This window comes from Pseudomonas costantinii (assembly GCF_001870435.1).
GTDB classification, from domain to species: Bacteria; Pseudomonadota; Gammaproteobacteria; order Pseudomonadales; family Pseudomonadaceae; genus Aquipseudomonas; species Aquipseudomonas costantinii.
Genome location: NZ_MDDR01000046.1, coordinates 61213 through 77897 on the forward strand (window position 1 = coordinate 61213; position 16685 = coordinate 77897).

The window sequence follows — 16685 nt, forward strand, 5'->3', positions numbered from 1 at the left end:
GCCCGGCGAATGCCTCGGGAGAGTCATCATGCGTGCTGCTCAATTGAAAGCTGTACTGCCACGGGAGCTGCTTGCCTCCGTGGTTGTGTTTCTGGTCGCTTTGCCCTTGTGCATGGGCATCGCGATTGCTTCCGGTATGCCGCCGGCTAAAGGGCTGATCACTGGGATTATTGGAGGCCTGGTGGTGGGCTGGTTGGCGGGGTCGCCGCTGCAAGTCAGTGGCCCGGCGGCAGGTTTGGCGGTGTTGGTGTTTGAGCTGGTGCGCCAGCACGGCATGTTGATGCTGGGGCCGATCCTGTTGCTGGCGGGGTTTCTGCAACTGGTGGCCGGGCGCCTGCGACTGGGGTGCTGGTTCCGTGTCACGGCGCCCGCGGTGGTGTACGGCATGCTGGCGGGTATCGGCGTGCTGATTGTGCTGTCGCAGATCCACGTGATGCTCGACGGTGCACCCAAGCCTTCAGGGCTGGATAATCTGGCAGGCTTCCCGGCGGCGTTGGCTGAAGTGCTTCCGACCTTTGGCGGTGGGCTCGGTTGGCAGGCCGGCTTGCTTGGTTTGTCGACAATGCTGGTGATGTACCTGTGGGATAAATTCCGTCCGCAAACCCTGCGCTTTGTGCCGGGTGCCCTGCTGGGCGTGGGCCTGGCGACGGTGACCAGCCTGGTGCTCGCGTTGCAGGTCAAGCGTGTGGAGGTTCCGGAAAATCTCGCCGATGCCATCGACTGGTTACGCCCCAGTGACCTGCTGAACCTGGCTGACCCGCAACTGTTGATCGCTGCGTTCGCGGTGGCGTTTATTGCCAGTGCCGAGACCCTGCTTTCTGCTGCGGCGGTCGATCGTATGCACAACGGCCAGCGCTCGGATTTTGACAAGGAATTGTCCGCTCAAGGCGTGGGCAACATGCTCTGCGGTTTGGTCGGTGCCCTGCCGATGACCGGTGTGATCGTGCGCAGTTCGGCCAACGTCCAGGCCGGTGCCACTACCCGATTGTCGGCGATATTCCATGGCCTGTGGTTGTTGGCATTTGTGCTGTTGCTGTCGAGCGTGCTGCAGAGCATTCCGGTGGCGAGTTTGGCGGGTGTGCTGGTGTACACCGGGATCAAGCTGGTGGACATCAAAGCGTTCCGAGCGTTGGGGCGATACGGGCGGATGCCGATGTTCACTTATGCGACCACGGCGCTGGCAATCATCTTTACCGACTTGTTGACCGGCGTGCTGGTGGGCTTCGGGCTGACGTTGGTCAAGTTGGCGTTCAAGGCTTCACGGTTGAAAATCAGCCTGATCGACTTGCCCCAAGACGGCGAGATGGAGTTGCGATTGACCGGTGCGGCGACGTTTCTGAAAGTGCCGGCACTCACCCAGGTGTTGTCGACGGTGCCCGCGGGAACCACCGTGCATGTGCCGCTGAATAACCTGAGTTACATCGACCATTCCTGCCTGGAGTTGCTGGAGGAATGGGGGCGGGCCAATGCGGCGAAGGGCTCGAAACTGGTGATCGAGGCGCGGGGGTTGAAGCGTCGACTGGAAGGCCGGGTGCGGACGACGACGGGGGTAGGTTCAGCGGCTGCCTGAACATCACAAAACAATGTGGGAGCCGGGCTTGCCGGCTCCCACATTTGCTTTCTATCAGCCCAGAGATTTAAGCAGGCTGATCCAACGCCAACTCAACCCCCAACTGCCGCGACAAACACGGCCAGCGCTTCCACGCCGCTTCCGTGTCCGGGCTCTTGAGCGTCTCGCGGTACGCCTCGACCGACTCCAGCGCAAAGCTGTCTTCGTTGAGCATCTCATCCACCGCCAAATGCACGGCTTCATCCAGCTGATTGGCAAACTGCTCGCCGATCAGTTGATGAGCGATCAAATTGGCTACGGTGGTATCCGCCGGAATCAGCGGTTGGCCGAAGTGCTTGATATACAAATCATTGACCTCTTCCACTAACCGATGAGCCAGGTAGGCCTCGTCCAGCAGGCCGTTGAGCCCTTCATGGCCCGCCAGGATCGCTGGCGGTTGCAGGAAGAAATGCTCGGCGATCTTCAGTACCGGCTTGATCTGGCTTTCGATCCCGGCTTCGCGGGCAACGTCATTGGCAGCGTCCAGCAGGTCCGGCACTTGATCGATGTAGGCAGTGACAAAGCGGGTCATTACTTGGGTGCGATCACCGTCAGCCAGGGAGATGGCCGAATGCAGGTGCGGCAATTGGTTTTCCAGTTGCTGGGCAAGCTGGCCCGTAGTGGCTTCGTGTTGATGGGCACGGGAAATCTGCTCGCGCAATGCGGCGGTGTTCATGAAGGCTCCAGTGAAACAGGCGTAGGAAAAGGGAGAGGATAAGGTAGCTCGTTTATACGTGCGCCTAAGACGCATTTGTAATAATTATTTCATGGTTATGCGCCCGCGTTATATCGGATTGCCATCGTTCGTCGGAAAAACGTTTCCGCCCCCCGGTTTTATTGGCTCCGTCCGTCTGTTTTTGCTCATTTGTCCGCGCGCATTGCGGGGTTGCTGGTGCTGTCTATACTCGGGTTTGTACGCAATTAGCTGATGACGCCCAACTGCAGTAGCAGGCAAGGCTTGGCGGTTGTAAGCAGTATGGAAGCCGCTCCCTTCGCCGCAGGTGCAAACCGGCGGGATAACAAGAAACATAAAGGGGAACCCGCAATGACGCGACATCCACACGTTTGGATGGGCCTACTGTTGTGGTCAGTATTCGGCCAGGCGCAAGCCGCCTGGACAACGAATATGACGCCAGGGGCGACTGAAGTCAGTCACGCCGTGTTTGACCTGCACATGACCATTTTCTGGATTTGTGTGGTGATCGGCATTGTCGTGTTTGGCGCGATGTTCTGGTCGATGATTCTTCATCGCCGGTCCACGGGCCAGGTGGCGGCCAAATTCCACGAGAGCACGACCGTGGAAATTCTATGGACTGTCGTGCCCTTGCTGATTCTGGTGGCCATGGCCATTCCGGCGACGAAGACCCTGATCAACATTTACGACAGCAGTGAGTCGGATATCGATATCCAAATCACCGGCTATCAGTGGAAGTGGCACTACAAATACCTGGGCCAGGACGTGGAGTTCTTCAGCAACCTGGCCACGCCCGCCGAACAGATACATAACCAGGCCACCAAGGGCGAGCATTACCTGCTGGAGGTCGATCAGCCGCTGGTGCTGCCGGTGGGTGCCAAGGTGCGCTTTCTGGTGACCGCCGCCGACGTGATCCACTCCTGGTGGGTGCCTGCCTTTGCGGTCAAGCGCGATGCCATTCCCGGGTTCGTCAACGAGGCCTGGACCCGCGTCGAGAAGCCTGGCATCTACCGTGGTCAGTGCGCTGAACTGTGCGGCAAGGACCACGGCTTCATGCCGATCGTGGTTGAGGTCAAATCCAAGGCCGACTACGACACTTGGCTCGGCGAGCGTAAGGAAGAAGCGGCCAAGCTTAAGGAGCTGACCTCCAAAGACTGGACGCTGGATGAGCTGGTGGCCCGTGGCGACAAGGTCTACCACACCACGTGCGTGGCCTGTCACCAGGCCGAAGGCCAAGGCCTGCCACCGATGTTCCCGGCGCTCAAAGGCTCGCCGATCGCCACCGGCGCCAAGGAAGATCACCTGCATCGCGTTTACTTCGGCAAGCCCGGCACCGCCATGGCGGCGTTCGGCAAACAGCTCTCGGAAGTGGATATCGCCGCCGTAGTGACCTACGAGCGCAACGCCTGGGGCAACAACAAAGGCGACATGGTCACGCCCAAAGATGTGCTGGCTCTGAAACAGGCGCAAAGCAAATGACAGCCTTCATTGCGTATGCCCTGAACCGCCCCGCCCACTCGCATGCAGGAGAACGGCCATGAGCACTGTGATCGATGACCATGGTCACGCCGACCATGCCCACGGCCCCGCCAAAGGCCTGATGCGCTGGGTGCTGACCACCAACCACAAAGACATCGGCACCATGTACCTGTGGTTTGCCTTTGCCATGTTCCTGCTTGGCGGCTCGTTCGCTATGGTGATCCGCGCCGAGCTGTTCCAGCCGGGCATGCAGATCGTCCAGCCGGCGTTCTTCAACCAGATGACCACCATGCACGGCCTGATCATGGTCTTTGGCGCGGTGATGCCAGCGTTTGTCGGCTTGGCCAACTGGATGATCCCGCTGATGATCGGCGCGCCGGACATGGCCCTGCCACGCATGAACAACTTCAGTTTCTGGCTGTTGCCGGCTGCGTTCCTGCTGCTGGTGTCCACCCTGTTCACCCCCGGCGGCGGGCCGAATTTCGGCTGGACCTTCTACGCCCCGCTCTCTACCACCTATGCGCCGGAAAGCGTGACGTTCTTTATCTTCGCCATCCACCTGATGGGCATCAGTTCGATCATGGGCGCGATCAATGTGGTCGCCACCATCCTCAACCTGCGCGCGCCAGGCATGACCCTGATGAAAATGCCGCTGTTCGTCTGGACGTGGCTGATCACCGCGTTCCTGCTGATCGCGGTGATGCCGGTACTGGCCGGATGCGTGACCATGATGCTGATGGACATCCACTTCGGTACCAGCTTCTTCAGTGCGGCCGGCGGCGGTGATCCGGTGTTGTTCCAGCATGTGTTCTGGTTCTTTGGCCATCCCGAGGTGTACATCATGATCCTGCCGGCGTTTGGCGCCGTCAGCTCGATCATCCCGACCTTCTCGCGCAAGCCGCTGTTCGGCTACACCTCGATGGTCTACGCCACGGCGAGCATCGCGTTCCTCTCGTTCATCGTGTGGGCGCACCACATGTTCGTGGTCGGGATTCCGTTGGTCGGCGAGTTGTTCTTCATGTATGCCACGCTGCTGATCGCGGTGCCGACGGGCGTGAAGGTGTTCAACTGGGTCAGCACCATGTGGCAAGGCTCGCTGACCTTCGAGACGCCGATGTTGTTTGCCGTGGCCTTCGTGATTTTGTTCACCATCGGCGGCTTCTCCGGGCTGATGCTGGCGATTGCCCCGGCGGACTTCCAGTACCACGACACCTACTTCGTGGTGGCGCACTTCCATTACGTACTGGTACCTGGCGCGATCTTCGGGATCTTCGCCTCGGCCTACTACTGGCTGCCGAAATGGACCGGTCACATGTACGACGAAACCTTGGGCAAGCTGCACTTCTGGCTGTCCTTCGTGGGCATGAACATGGCGTTTTTCCCGATGCACTTTGTCGGCCTGGCCGGTATGCCGCGCCGGGTGCCGGACTACAACCTGCAGTTCGCCGACTTCAACATGGTCTCCTCCATCGGCGCGTTCCTGTTCGGTACTACGCAGCTCTTCTTCCTGTTTATCGTGATCAAGTGCATCCGTGGCGGCCCGCCGGCACCGGCCAAGCCGTGGGAGGGGGCAGAAGGCCTGGAATGGAGCATTCCCTCACCCGCGCCGTACCACACGTTCACCACGCCACCGGAGGTCAAGTGAGCCGGGTGATGGGAGGCTGCCATGCTTGAGTCCATACCGATCAAGCGTTTGGTTACCCGCCTGTTGATCCTGGTGGTGGCGATGTTTGCCTTTGGCTTTGCCTTGGTGCCGATCTACGACGTGATGTGCAAAGCCTTCGGCATCAATGGCAAGACCGCCGGGCAGTACGAGGGCGAGCAGGTGGTCGACCCCACGCGCCAGGTGCGCGTGCAGTTCCTCTCCACCAATGCCATCGACATGGTCTGGGAGTTTCATTCCAAGGCGGATGAGGTGGTGGTGCATCCTGGAGCTGTGACCGAGATGCTGTTTGTGGCCTACAACCCCACCGACAAAGTCATGACCGCCCAGGCCGTGCCGAGCATTGCCCCGGCCGAAGCGGCGATGTACTTCCACAAGACCGAGTGCTTTTGCTTTACCCAGCAGGTGCTGCAGCCAGGTCAGCGCATCGAGATGCCGGTGCGCTTTATTGTCGACCGCGCCATGCCCAAGGCTGTGAAGCATTTGACCTTGGCGTACACGCTGTTTGATATCACTGCGCGCCAACCGCCGGTGGCTGTCCATACCGGCGGCTAGCTACTGTTTGCAGGCCCAATCAGGAGGGCGAATACATGTCGTCTCATGATACGTACTACGTACCAGCGCAAAGCAAATGGCCAATAATTGCCACCTTGGGCATGCTGACCACCGTCTACGGATTGGGTGTGTGGTTCAACGATTTGAAGGCGGCGCGCCCGGAATCCCACGGGCCGTGGATCTTTTTCGTCGGCGGGCTGTTGCTGGCCTACATGCTGTTTGGCTGGTTTGGCGCAGTGATCAAGGAAAGCCGCGCCGGTTTGTACAGCCCGCAGATGGATCGCTCGTTTCGCTGGGGCATGACCTGGTTCATCTTTTCCGAAGTGATGTTCTTTATCGCGTTCTTCGGTGCGCTGTTTTATGTGCGGCACATGTCCGGTCCGTGGCTGGGCGGTGAAGGGCACAAGGGCATCGCGCACATGCTGTGGCCGAATTTCGAATTCACGTGGCCGTTGCTCAACAACCCGGACCCGAAACTCTATCCCCCGCCGGAAGGCACCATCAGCCCGTGGGGCTTGCCGCTGATCAACACGATCTTGCTGGTCAGCTCCAGCGTGACCATCACCATCGCCCACCATGCCTTGCGCAAGGGCCATCGCGGTGCGCTGAAAATCTGGCTGGCGCTGACGGTATTACTGGGCTGGGCATTCCTCGCCTTCCAGGCCGAAGAGTACATGCATGCCTATAAAGAACTGGGCCTGACCCTCGGCTCGGGCGTGTACGGCGCGACGTTCTTTATGCTCACCGGCTTCCACGGCGCTCACGTGACCATCGGCACCATCATTCTGTTTGTGATGCTGATGCGCATCTTGCGCGGGCATTTCAATGCCGAACACCAGTTCGGTTTCGAGGCGGCCAGTTGGTATTGGCACTTTGTGGATGTGGTGTGGATCGGGCTGTTTTTCTTCGTTTATGTGCTGTGAGGCGCCTTACCAGGGTGCATGAGAAGCCAGTTGGCCGCTGAAGAAGCCCCAGGCGATCAACGCCACGGTGATCACGGCCAGCACGACACGCACGGTCAAGGCAGTGACGAGGCGGTTGGAGTTGCCCTCGTCCTTGACCAGAAAGAACAAGCCACTGAACAGGCTTACGACAGTCGCGATCAGCATCAGGGCAATGGCTGCTTTGAGCATGGTCTGGTTCCATTGGGATGGGCGGGCAATGAAAACAAGTATAGCCAGCGCCATAAAACGCTTTCGCCCCGGGATTGCACCGACGCTGGTGGTGCTGGTGTTGCTGCCGTTGATGGTGGGCTTGGGGTTCTGGCAGTTGGCCCGTGGCCATGAAAAACAGCTGCTGGTGGACAGTTATGCCGAGCGGCGTGTGGCCGATCCGATAAGCAGCGTGCAGCTCAATGACATGGCGGATCCGGCCTTTCGCCGGGTGCATCTGCGCGGTCAGTTCGATGCCGAACACAGTGTGTTACTCGATAACCGCATGCGCGACGGCCGGGCGGGTGTCGAGTTGTTGCAACCCTTCCACGACCAGGCCAGCGGCCTGTGGCTGTTGCTCAATCGTGGCTGGCTACCGTGGCCGGACCGGCGCACGCCGCCGGTCTTCACCACCCCCGAACAACCATTGAATCTCGACGCCTGGGTGTATGTCGCCCCCGGCGAAACCTTCCAGTTGCACGCCGACCCGGCCACCACGCAATGGCCGCGCCTGCTCACCGCGCTGCATCCCGCAGCACTCTGGGCTGAATTGGGCCGCAGCGGCTTTGCCTACGAGTTGCGTGCCGAACCTGGCCCGGGTACGTACGACACCACTTGGGCTGTGGTCGCCATGGGCCCGGAAAAACACTTGGGGTACGCCGTGCAGTGGTTTGCCATGTCGCTGGCGTTGCTGGCGCTTTACCTCTACCTCGGATGGCACAACAAAAAGGAGAAGTCCCATGGGAGCGGCCATGAATCCACTCAACATGTCTGAGGTGCCGGATCGACGCAAAGGTCGCTGGCAACTGGTGTTGATCCTGATGATGGTGATCGGCCCGATGGTGCTGGCGACCTTCATGTACAAGCTGCAATTTTGGGTGCCGGACAGCCGCAGCTACCATGGCGAGATGATCGGCAACGGCCAGACCCGCGCCGACATCGGTGTGCAGGCGGATGAGGGTCGTTGGCAACTGCTGGTCACCGCTCCCGCCGCGTGCACTACCGATTGCCAGCAATTGGTGTACCTGGCGCGTCAGCTGCAAATCAGCCTTGGGCGCGATGCATCCCGTGCCAGCCATGCCTTGGCCAGCGCGCAACCGGTGAGCGCCGAATACGACGCCAAGCTCAAAGCCGAGTACCCGCAACTGCAACGCTACGCGCTGGACCTCTCGACCTTCACCAAAGACGCCGCTGCACCGGGTGATGCACAACTGTGGATCGTCGACCCCCACGGCAACCTGGTGTTGCGCTACGACACCAAGGTCAAGGGCAAGGACCTGCTCAACGACCTGCGCCTGCTACTGAAACTGTCGAACATCGGATAAGGGCATCGTCATGGCCAAACCTGGATTTCGCCTCGCGTTGTTTGCCACCTTGCTGGCGCTGATCGTCGTGCTGCTCGGTGCCTACACCCGCCTGACCCACGCCGGCCTCGGTTGCCCGGACTGGCCGGGTTGCTATGGCTTCATCAGCGTGCCGCAAAGCGAAGCCCAGTTGGCCCATGCCGAGCTGCATTTCCCGGACACCCCGGTGGAGGCCGACAAGGGGTGGGCCGAAATGACGCATCGCTACTTCGCCGGCACTTTGGGTTTGCTGATCGTGCTGTTGGCGGCGCGTTCGTGGAGCCATCGGCGTGATCCTGGCCAACCGGTGAAATTGCCAGTGTTTGTGTTGGCGGTGGTGTTTGCCCAGGCGGCGTTCGGCATGTGGACGGTGACATTGAAGCTGTGGCCGCAAGTGGTGACAGGGCATTTGCTGGGCGGCTTTGCGACCCTGAGCTTGTTGTTTCTGCTGACGTTGCGTTTGTCCGGCGTGCTGCCCGCGTTGATCGTGCCCAAGCGCCTGCAATATTGGGCGACGGCCGGGTTGGTGTTGGTGATTGGGCAAATCGCGCTGGGTGGTTGGGTCAGTTCCAACTATGCGGCGGTGGCCTGTATCGATCTGCCGACCTGCCATGGCCAATGGTGGCCGGCCGCGGATTTTGCCAACGGTTTTCACCTCACCCAACACATCGGCCCCAATTACCTGGGTGGGCAGCTCGATAGTGATGCGCGCACGGCGATCCACCTGACCCACCGTATTGGCGCGGTCATTGTCACCTTGGTTTTGCTGGGTTTGGCCTGGCAACTGCGCGCGGTGGGCATGACCCGACTGGCGGGCCTGCTGTTGATCGCCCTGGCGGCGCAAATCTGCCTGGGCTTGAGTAACGTGTATTTCCATCTGCCGCTGCCGGTGGCCGTGGCGCATAACGCGGGCGGCGCGGCGTTGTTGCTGACGCTGGTGTTGGTCAATTACCACGCGCGCACCAGCCTGGTTCGGGTGCGCAATCAGTCGCGGTTCGGCTGGCGCTTCATCCCACGCAAACACGTATCGGGGCTCATCACCCTTAAAGGAGAGATGCCATGGCGACCTTGATCGGCGCGGGTCACAGCCAGGCGATCTGGCGTGACTACCTGGAGCTGACCAAGCCGAAAGTGGTGGTGTTGATGCTTATCACCTCTCTGGTGGGCATGTTCCTCGCCACTCGCGCTGGAGTGCCGTGGGCGGTGCTGATTTTCGGCAACTTAGGGATAGCCCTGTGCGCCGGCGGCGCGGCGGCGGTCAATCATGTGGTGGATCGGCGGATCGATGCAGTGATGGCGCGCACGCATAAACGGCCAATGGCGCAAGGGCGCGTGTCGCCGGTGGCTGCCCTGGCCTTTGCTTTGTTTCTGGCTGTTGCAGGTCTGGCCCTGTTGCTGGCATTTACCAACCCGTTGGCCGCCTGGCTGACACTGGCTTCATTGCTCGGTTATGCGGTGATCTACACCGGCTTTCTCAAGCGCGCGACGCCGCAGAACATCGTCATCGGTGGCCTCGCCGGTGCCGCGCCACCGCTGCTGGGCTGGGTTGCCGTCACCGGCCATATCAGCGCCGAACCGCTGCTGCTGGTGCTGATCATCTTCGCCTGGACCCCGCCGCACTTCTGGGCGCTGGCCATTCACCGCAAGGAGGAATACGCCAAGGCCGATATCCCGATGCTTCCGGTCACCCATGGCGAGCATTACACCAAGGTGCATATCCTGCTCTATACCTTCGCCTTGCTGGCGGTGAGCCTGATGCCCTATGTCATCCACATGAGCGGCCTGTTGTACCTCGCGTGTGCACTGGTATTGGGCGGACGCTTTCTGCAATGGGCCTGGGTGCTGTACCGTGGCACCCAGCCGCACGCGGCGATCAACACCTTCAAGTACTCTATCTGGTACCTGTTTTTGCTGTTTATCGCCCTGCTCGTAGACCACTACTTACTGTTGAACCTATGACTCGAACTCAAAAAACCGTCTTTATCCTGGTGGCCATCGTCGCGTTGATCATGGGCCTGACCGTCAACAAAGTGCTCTCGGGCAAAGGCCAGGGCGACCCGACAGCGCTGATCGACGCCGGTATCATCCTGCTACCGCAAAGCCGCCAACTGCCGCCGGTGACCATGACCAACCAGGACGGCCAGCCGGTGGTGGTCAACGAGCTGAAAGGTAAGTGGAGCCTGCTGTTCTTCGGCTACACCTTCTGCCCGGACATTTGCCCGACCACCCTCGCCCAGTTGCGCCAGATCAAGAGCGAACTGCCCAAAGAGGTTGTGGATAAGTTGCAAGTGATCCTGGTCAGCGTCGATCCAAACCGCGACACGCCGACTCAGCTCAAGCAGTACCTGGGTTACTTCGACCCGCAGTTCGAAGGCCTGACCGGCGCGAATGTGGACGATGTGCAGAAGGTCTCGAATGCCGTGAGCATTCCGTTTATTCCGGCCGATACCAGTAAGCCCAATTACACTGTCGACCACAGTGGCAACCTGGCGCTGATCGGCCCGGATGGGACTCAGCGCGGGTTTATCCGCGCGCCGCTGAACAACCAGAAGTTGGTGGTGCAGTTGCCGGTTTTGTTGCAGCGCAAATGATCGTTCCCACGCTCTGCGTGGGAATGATCAGTGGGATCAGAACGCTGGCTTAATCGCGCCTTTGTACTTCTCTTCGATGAATTTCTTCACTTCAGGCGTGTGCAGGGCTGCAACCAGCTTCTTCACGGCGTCCGAGTCTTTGTTGTCTTCACGGGTTACCAGGATGTTCACGTAGGGCGAGTCGCTGCCTTCGATGACCAATGCGTCCTTGGATGGGTCCAGCTTGGCTTCCAGCGCGTAGTTGGTGTTGATCAGCGCCAGGTCAACCTGGGTCAGCACGCGCGGCAGCGTGGCGGCTTCCAGCTCACGGAACTTCAGGTTTTTCGGGTTGGCGGTGATGTCCTTGATGGTCGACAGGATGTCTGTCGGGTCCTTCAGGGTAATCAGGCCATTCTTGGCCAGCAGCAACAGCGCGCGGCCGCCGTTGGTGGCGTCGTTGGGGATCACCACGTTGGCGCCGCTTGGCAGGTCATCCAGCTTTTTGTATTTGCTGGAGTAGGCGCCCAGAGGCTCCAGGTGCACTGCGCCGACGCTCACCAAGTGAGTGCCTTTGGCCTTGTTGAACTCATTCAGGTACGGCTGGTGCTGGAAGAAGTTGGCATCCAGGCGCTTTTCAGCCACCTGTACGTTCGGCTGCACGTAGTCGGTGAAGACTTTTACCTGCAAATCCACGCCTTCTTTGGCGAGGGCAGGTTTCACGAATTCCAGGATTTCTGCGTGCGGTACAGGCGATGCAGCGACCGTGATGGTCTCGGCGTGCGCGGAAAACGCGGCAACGGCGGCGAAAGCAACCAGTAGTTTTTTCATCCAACAAGCTCCTTGTTCGGGCATGTACCGGCGGGGGCCGGTAATGGCCGTTATTTTCGAGAAAAGTGCACCACCAGCTTGTCGCCGACGGTTTGCAGAATTTGCACCAGGATCAACAGCATCACCACGGTGACCACCATTACATCGGTCTGGAAGCGCTGGTAACCGAAACGGATCGCCAGGTCACCGAGGCCGCCGGCACCGACGACACCGGCCATGGCCGTGTAGGAAACCAGCGTAATCGCCGTCACCGTAATCGCCGCGAAAATGCCGGGGCGTGCTTCGGGCAGCAAGGCGTTGGTGATGATCTGGCGTGTGCTGGCGCCCATCGATTGGGTGGCTTCGATGATGCCGCGGTCTACTTCACGCAAGGCGGTTTCCACCAGGCGCGCAAAGAACGGCGTTGCGCCCACCACCAGTGGCGGAATCGCGCCCGCCACGCCCAGCGAGGTGCCGGTGAGCAGTACGGTGAACGGGATCATCACGATCAACAGAATGATGAACGGCAGCGAGCGCAGGATGTTCACGATCAGTGACAGCAGCGCGTACAGGCCTTTTTGTTCGAACAGTTGGCGCGGGCTGGTCAGGAACAGCAGCACACCCAAGGGCAGGCCCAGTACGACGGTGAAGAACAGCGAACCGAACAGCATCGTCATGGTATCGCCGGTGGCGAGCCAGATTTCGGACCAGTCGATATTGGCGAAGAAACTCAACAAAACTTCCATTAGCGCAGAACCTCCATGTGGACGTCTGCCGCGGTAAAGCGGGCGAACGCCGCTTCCATGTCACCGCCGGTGATGGCCAGGGTCAGTTGCCCGTAGGGGCTATCTTTTATGTGGTCGATTCGGCCGGCAAGGATGCTGTAGTCCACCCCCGTTTCACGGGCGACGGTACCCAGCAACGGCGCGTAGGTCGCTTCGCCCTGGAACGTCAGGCGCACGATGCGACCTGGTACATGGGCGAAGACATCGCGCTGCTCGCCTTCATCGACCTGCTCGGCTTCTTGCACGAAGCGTTTGGTGGTCGGGTGCTTGGGGTGCAGGAACACGTCTGCCACCGAGCCTTGCTCGACGATTACGCCGGCGTCCATCACGGCCACCTGGTCGCACACACGGCGGATCACGTCCATTTCATGGGTGATCAGCACGATGGTCAGCTTCAACTCGCGGTTGATCTCGGCCAGCAATTTGAGCACCGAGGCGGTGGTTTGTGGGTCGAGGGCGCTGGTGGCTTCGTCGCACAGCAGGATCTTGGGCTTGGTCGCCAGGGCTCGGGCGATGCCGACGCGCTGCTTCTGGCCGCCGGACAACTGCGCCGGGTACTTCTTGGCGTGGTCCGACAGGCCTACACGGGCGAGCAACTCAGCCACGCGCAGGTCGATTTCTTTGCGCGACAAGTCGCCAGCCAGGGTTAGCGGCAGCGCTACGTTGTCGGCAACGGTCTTGGAGGCCAGCAAGTTGAAGTGCTGGAAAATCATCCCAACCTGCTGGCGGAAACGGCGCAGGCCATTGGCGTCCAGTGCGGTGACTTCTTCGCCGTCGACGTTGATCTGGCCGCCACTCGGTTCTTCGAGGCGGTTGATCAGGCGCAGCAGCGTGCTTTTACCCGCACCCGAGTGGCCGATGAGGCCAAACACCTGGCCGTTCTCGACGCGTAGGCTGGTGGGGTGCAGCGCGGGGATATCCTTACCGGCGACGCGGTAGGTTTTATGGACGTTATGAAACTCGATCACGTAGCGAACCTTGTGGGGCGCATGGAAAAGGGATCAGCGGTTAGCCGGGCGCGCATTTTAGCCTGTCCGTATAGTCTTTCTTAGCATTTCTTTCGCATTCAACCAGCGATTTGGCAATAACGCGATCAAAGGTCGTGGAAAGGGCGCGGTGTTGGATCAAGTCTTTGGTTGTTTTTAAATCGCTATCGGGAGCCAGCCCCCGATAGCTTTATTCCGCCTTGCGCGGAATCAACACAACCTGTGCCGGAATAGTCTTCAGGATCTGCCGGCGGATCTTCAGGTCATACCCCGAATCAATGCGTTTCACCCGCTTGGTCAGCAGCGTGGCCAGCCACGGGTAATCTTCTGTTCGCGGCGCCTGGATGCTCACGTCGCACTGGTAATTCACCACGTCGGTGGCGATTGCATCCAGCTGATGGCGCAGTTCTGCGATATCGGTGAGGTTCAGCGCCACGGTGGTGCTTTCAGCGGCCGGGTCGATGACCTTGGCAACAGGCTTGGATTCAGCGGCTTTCAAGGCTGCTTCGGCTTTATCCAACTCGGCTTTTCGGGCGTGGCTGATGGCGCTGTTAACGCCGCCAGTCAGCGCAGGCGCCTTGGGCATCAGCGCACGGGCGCGGCTCAGGGCGGTGGCGGCGGCATTGACGTCACCTTTTTGCAGCACAATCTGGCTGCGCTGCAGGTAGGCTTCGGCCAGTTGGCGCTGGTAAGGCTCCAGCGTCGGGTCGTTAGGCGACGCGGCTTGCAGCGCGGCCAACTCGTCTTCGGCGGTTGCAAGCTCACTACTGGCCAGGTTTTGTTCCAGCTGCGCGATGGCCGCAGCGCGAGCGTCCGGGGCCTCAGGGGCGGCGGGCGGTGTGCTTTGACAGGCGCCCAGCAGCAGGGAAAATGCGGCAAGGAGCAGATAACGGAAGGTGAACAGCTTCATTCCTGCGACTCTCTATTTGCGCAAAAAGCGAGCAAGTCTACACCCCTCGACGGGGCAGGACAAAACTCAGCAGAAACAGGGCGGCGGCCGTAACCACAATCGACGGCCCGGCCGGCGTGTCCTTGAACCAGGACAGCGCCAAGCCCCCGCACACTGCAAACATCCCCAGGAGGCTCGCGCCAATCGCCATCTGCTCCGGTGAGCGGGCGTGGCGCTGGGCGGCGGCGGCGGGAATGATCAACAGCGACGTGATCAACAATACGCCGACAATCTTCATCGCGACAGCAATCACCACGGCGATCAACAGCATCAGGGTCATGCGCAGGGCTGGCACTGGCAGGCCCTCCACTGTGGCCAGCTCTTCATGCACGGTGATTGCCAGTAGTGGGCGCCACAGGGTCACGAGCAATATCAGCACAGCAGCGCTGCCGCCGAGGATCCATGAGAGGTCGGTAGGGCTGATCGCCAGCAGGTCGCCGAACAGGTAAGCCATCAGGTCGATACGCACTTCATGCATAAAGCTCAGTACAACGAGGCCCAGGGACAGGGTGCTTGGCGCCAGGATCCCCAACAATGTGTCCGAGGCCAGCGGCTGGCGCTGTTGCAGGGTCACCAGCAGCACCGCCAGCAGTAAGCAGCCCACGGTTACGGCGATGGTCGGGCTCACATCCAGCAAGAAACCCAGGGCCACGCCCAGCAGCGCGGCATGCGACAACGTGTCGCCAAAATAAGCCATGCGTCGCCAGACTACGAACGAGCCCAAGGGGCCCGCCACTAGTGCCAAAGCCAAGCCTGCCAGCAGGGCGTAGAGCAGAAAATCAGCCATGCTTGCAGCTATCTCCATGAACGTGGGTATGAGGGGCGGCGGGGTCATCGACGACTGCGCCATGTAGGTCATGGGCGTGGTCGTGATGATGGTGGTAGATCGCCAGACTCTGGGCGTTCTTGCCGAACAGCTCGACGAACGCCGGGTCACCGCTGACTTGTTCCGGGTGGCCGGAGCAGCACACGTGGCGATTGAGGCACACCACTTGGTCGGTGGTGCTCATCACCAGGTGCAGGTCGTGGGAGACCATCAGCACGCCGCAGCCGTGGCGGTCGCGCAGTCGGGTGATCAGGCTATACAGCTCGGCCTGGCCGGCGACGTCGACACCCTGCACGGGCTCATCCAGCACCAGCAGTTCCGGCTCGCGCAACAGAGCACGGGCCAGCAATACGCGCTGCATTTCACCGCCGGATATGCTTTGCACCGGGCTGTCGATCACCTGTTCGGCACCGACTTCCTTGAGCGCAGCCTGCGCGCGGGTGCGGTCTACACCAGGCACCAGGCGCAGGAAGCGCAGCACTGACAAGGGCAGCGTTGGATCGACATGCAGCTTTTGCGGCATATAGCCGACGCGCAGCTTGGGCTTGCGCCACACACTGCCGGTGTCAGGCTTGAGCAAGCCGAGTACGGCGCGCACCAGGGTAGTTTTGCCCGCGCCATTCGGGCCGATCAGGGTGACGATCTGCCCAGGTTCAACGCTCAGTGCAATGTTATCCAGCACGTTTTGCCCGGCGAACGTGACCCCAACCTGCTCAAGGCGGATTAGCGCGTTGCTCATCAAGCCCCCTGGCAACCCGAGCAGAGCCCGACCACTTCGACCGTTTGCCCTTCGACCTTGAAGCCGACCTCGGCCGAGCTCTTGATGATGGCGTCGCTGATGCTTTTTTGTTCAAGCTCAATGGCGGCGTGGCACTCACGGCAGATCAGGAATTGGCCCTGGTGCGCATGTTCCGGGTGGTTGCAGCCGACAAAGGCGTTGAGCGAGGCGATGCGGTGGACCAGGCCGTTTTCCAGCAGGAAATCCAGCGCGCGGTACACCGTGGGCGGTGCAGCGCGGCGGCCGTCTTGCTCACTGAGCACGCCAAGAATGTCGTAGGCGCCCAGCGGCTTGTGGCTCTGCCACACCAGTTCCAGCACACGCCGACGCAAGGCGGTCAGGCGCAGGCCTTTCTGTGCGCACAGGGTGTCGGCCTCCGACAGCGCGGTGTGCACGCAGTGAGAGTGGTCATGGGGACGGCTGGCAAGCGGTGTTTTAGGCATGAGCGGCGACAGATATTTGATAGAGACGTTATTATGTTACCCGTTCC

Annotated in this window: 19 protein-coding genes; 10 read left to right on the forward strand and 9 right to left on the reverse strand. The window is 60.5% G+C overall.

Annotated features, from left to right (window positions below):
* Positions 1 to 28: 28 nt before the first annotated feature.
* On the forward strand, positions 29 to 1570 hold the full coding sequence (locus BFL40_RS26505; RefSeq protein WP_071486713.1) for a SulP family inorganic anion transporter: 1542 nt from the start codon (positions 29 to 31) through the stop codon (positions 1568 to 1570).
* Between the two features lie 67 nt (positions 1571 to 1637).
* Here BFL40_RS26505 and BFL40_RS26510 read toward each other — a convergent pair whose 3' ends face one another.
* The gene (locus BFL40_RS26510; RefSeq protein WP_071486714.1) at positions 1638 to 2285 is read right to left on the reverse strand and encodes a hypothetical protein; all 648 of its coding nucleotides are present in this window, start codon (positions 2283 to 2285) and stop codon (positions 1638 to 1640) included.
* Between the two features lie 369 nt (positions 2286 to 2654).
* On the opposite strand from BFL40_RS26510, the gene coxB reads away from it, so the two are divergent.
* Genes coxB through BFL40_RS26530 form a run of 4 tightly spaced genes read left to right on the forward strand, consistent with a single transcriptional unit; the run spans position 2655 to position 6923 of the window.
* Positions 2655 to 3782 carry a cytochrome c oxidase subunit II gene (gene coxB / locus BFL40_RS26515; RefSeq protein WP_071486715.1) on the forward strand — a complete coding sequence of 376 codons (1128 nt, stop codon included), beginning with the start codon at positions 2655 to 2657 and terminating at the stop codon, positions 3780 to 3782.
* Between the two features lie 58 nt (positions 3783 to 3840).
* The gene (ctaD, locus tag BFL40_RS26520) at positions 3841 to 5427 is read left to right on the forward strand and encodes a cytochrome c oxidase subunit I (RefSeq protein WP_071486716.1); all 1587 of its coding nucleotides are present in this window, start codon (positions 3841 to 3843) and stop codon (positions 5425 to 5427) included.
* A gap of 21 nt (positions 5428 to 5448) precedes the next feature.
* A complete protein-coding gene (locus tag BFL40_RS26525; RefSeq protein WP_071486717.1) occupies positions 5449 to 6000 on the forward strand; it encodes a cytochrome c oxidase assembly protein in 552 nt (183 codons plus the stop codon).
* A 35-nt stretch (positions 6001 to 6035) separates the two neighbouring features.
* Complete coding sequence (locus tag BFL40_RS26530; protein ID WP_071486718.1) at positions 6036 to 6923, forward strand: cytochrome c oxidase subunit 3; 888 nt, start codon at positions 6036 to 6038, stop codon at positions 6921 to 6923.
* A 6-nt stretch (positions 6924 to 6929) separates the two neighbouring features.
* Here the strand turns inward: BFL40_RS26530 and BFL40_RS26535 are convergent, their stop codons facing one another.
* Entirely contained in the window at positions 6930 to 7133 is a 204-nt protein-coding gene (locus tag BFL40_RS26535) for a twin transmembrane helix small protein (protein ID WP_071486719.1), read from the reverse strand.
* Positions 7134 to 7161: 28 nt separating this feature from the next.
* On the opposite strand from BFL40_RS26535, the gene BFL40_RS26540 reads away from it, so the two are divergent.
* The 5 genes from BFL40_RS26540 to BFL40_RS26560 are packed head-to-tail and all read left to right on the forward strand — an operon-like array spanning position 7162 to position 11085.
* Positions 7162 to 7926 carry an SURF1 family protein gene (locus BFL40_RS26540; protein ID WP_071486720.1) on the forward strand — a complete coding sequence of 255 codons (765 nt, stop codon included), beginning with the start codon at positions 7162 to 7164 and terminating at the stop codon, positions 7924 to 7926.
* Positions 7892 to 8476, forward strand: coding sequence for a PA_0111/PP_0108 family redox-active disulfide protein (locus BFL40_RS26545; protein ID WP_071486767.1), 585 nt, complete (start codon positions 7892 to 7894; stop codon positions 8474 to 8476). Before BFL40_RS26540 ends, BFL40_RS26545 begins: the two co-directional genes overlap by 35 nt.
* Before the next feature lie 10 nt (positions 8477 to 8486).
* Positions 8487 to 9566 carry a COX15/CtaA family protein gene (locus BFL40_RS26550; RefSeq protein ID WP_071486721.1) on the forward strand — a complete coding sequence of 360 codons (1080 nt, stop codon included), beginning with the start codon at positions 8487 to 8489 and terminating at the stop codon, positions 9564 to 9566.
* On the forward strand, positions 9554 to 10453 hold the full coding sequence (cyoE, locus tag BFL40_RS26555; RefSeq protein ID WP_071486722.1) for a heme o synthase: 900 nt from the start codon (positions 9554 to 9556) through the stop codon (positions 10451 to 10453). Before BFL40_RS26550 ends, cyoE begins: the two co-directional genes overlap by 13 nt.
* Positions 10450 to 11085, forward strand: a complete 636-nt coding sequence (locus tag BFL40_RS26560; RefSeq protein ID WP_071486723.1) for an SCO family protein — start codon at positions 10450 to 10452, stop codon at positions 11083 to 11085. Before cyoE ends, BFL40_RS26560 begins: the two co-directional genes overlap by 4 nt.
* 36 nt (positions 11086 to 11121) lie before the next feature.
* Here the strand turns inward: BFL40_RS26560 and BFL40_RS26565 are convergent, their stop codons facing one another.
* The 7 genes from BFL40_RS26565 to zur form a co-directional block, all read right to left on the reverse strand.
* A complete protein-coding gene (locus BFL40_RS26565; protein ID WP_071486724.1) occupies positions 11122 to 11892 on the reverse strand; it encodes a MetQ/NlpA family ABC transporter substrate-binding protein in 771 nt (256 codons plus the stop codon).
* A 50-nt stretch (positions 11893 to 11942) separates the two neighbouring features.
* Positions 11943 to 12617, reverse strand: a complete 675-nt coding sequence (locus tag BFL40_RS26570) for a methionine ABC transporter permease (RefSeq protein WP_071486725.1) — start codon at positions 12615 to 12617, stop codon at positions 11943 to 11945.
* Positions 12617 to 13624, reverse strand: a complete 1008-nt coding sequence (locus BFL40_RS26575) for a methionine ABC transporter ATP-binding protein (protein WP_071486726.1) — start codon at positions 13622 to 13624, stop codon at positions 12617 to 12619. The genes BFL40_RS26570 and BFL40_RS26575 overlap by 1 nt, the downstream gene beginning before the upstream one ends.
* 208 nt (positions 13625 to 13832) lie before the next feature.
* The gene (locus BFL40_RS26580) at positions 13833 to 14552 is read right to left on the reverse strand and encodes a PA5502 family lipoprotein (RefSeq protein ID WP_071486727.1); all 720 of its coding nucleotides are present in this window, start codon (positions 14550 to 14552) and stop codon (positions 13833 to 13835) included.
* Positions 14553 to 14589: 37 nt separating this feature from the next.
* The gene (gene znuB, locus BFL40_RS26585) at positions 14590 to 15378 is read right to left on the reverse strand and encodes a zinc ABC transporter permease subunit ZnuB (protein WP_071486728.1); all 789 of its coding nucleotides are present in this window, start codon (positions 15376 to 15378) and stop codon (positions 14590 to 14592) included.
* The gene (gene znuC / locus BFL40_RS26590; protein WP_071486729.1) at positions 15371 to 16156 is read right to left on the reverse strand and encodes a zinc ABC transporter ATP-binding protein ZnuC; all 786 of its coding nucleotides are present in this window, start codon (positions 16154 to 16156) and stop codon (positions 15371 to 15373) included. The genes znuB and znuC overlap by 8 nt, the downstream gene beginning before the upstream one ends.
* Complete coding sequence (gene zur / locus BFL40_RS26595) at positions 16156 to 16638, reverse strand: zinc uptake transcriptional repressor Zur (protein ID WP_058413897.1); 483 nt, start codon at positions 16636 to 16638, stop codon at positions 16156 to 16158. The genes znuC and zur overlap by 1 nt, the downstream gene beginning before the upstream one ends.
* Between the last annotated feature and the right edge of the window lie 47 nt (positions 16639 to 16685).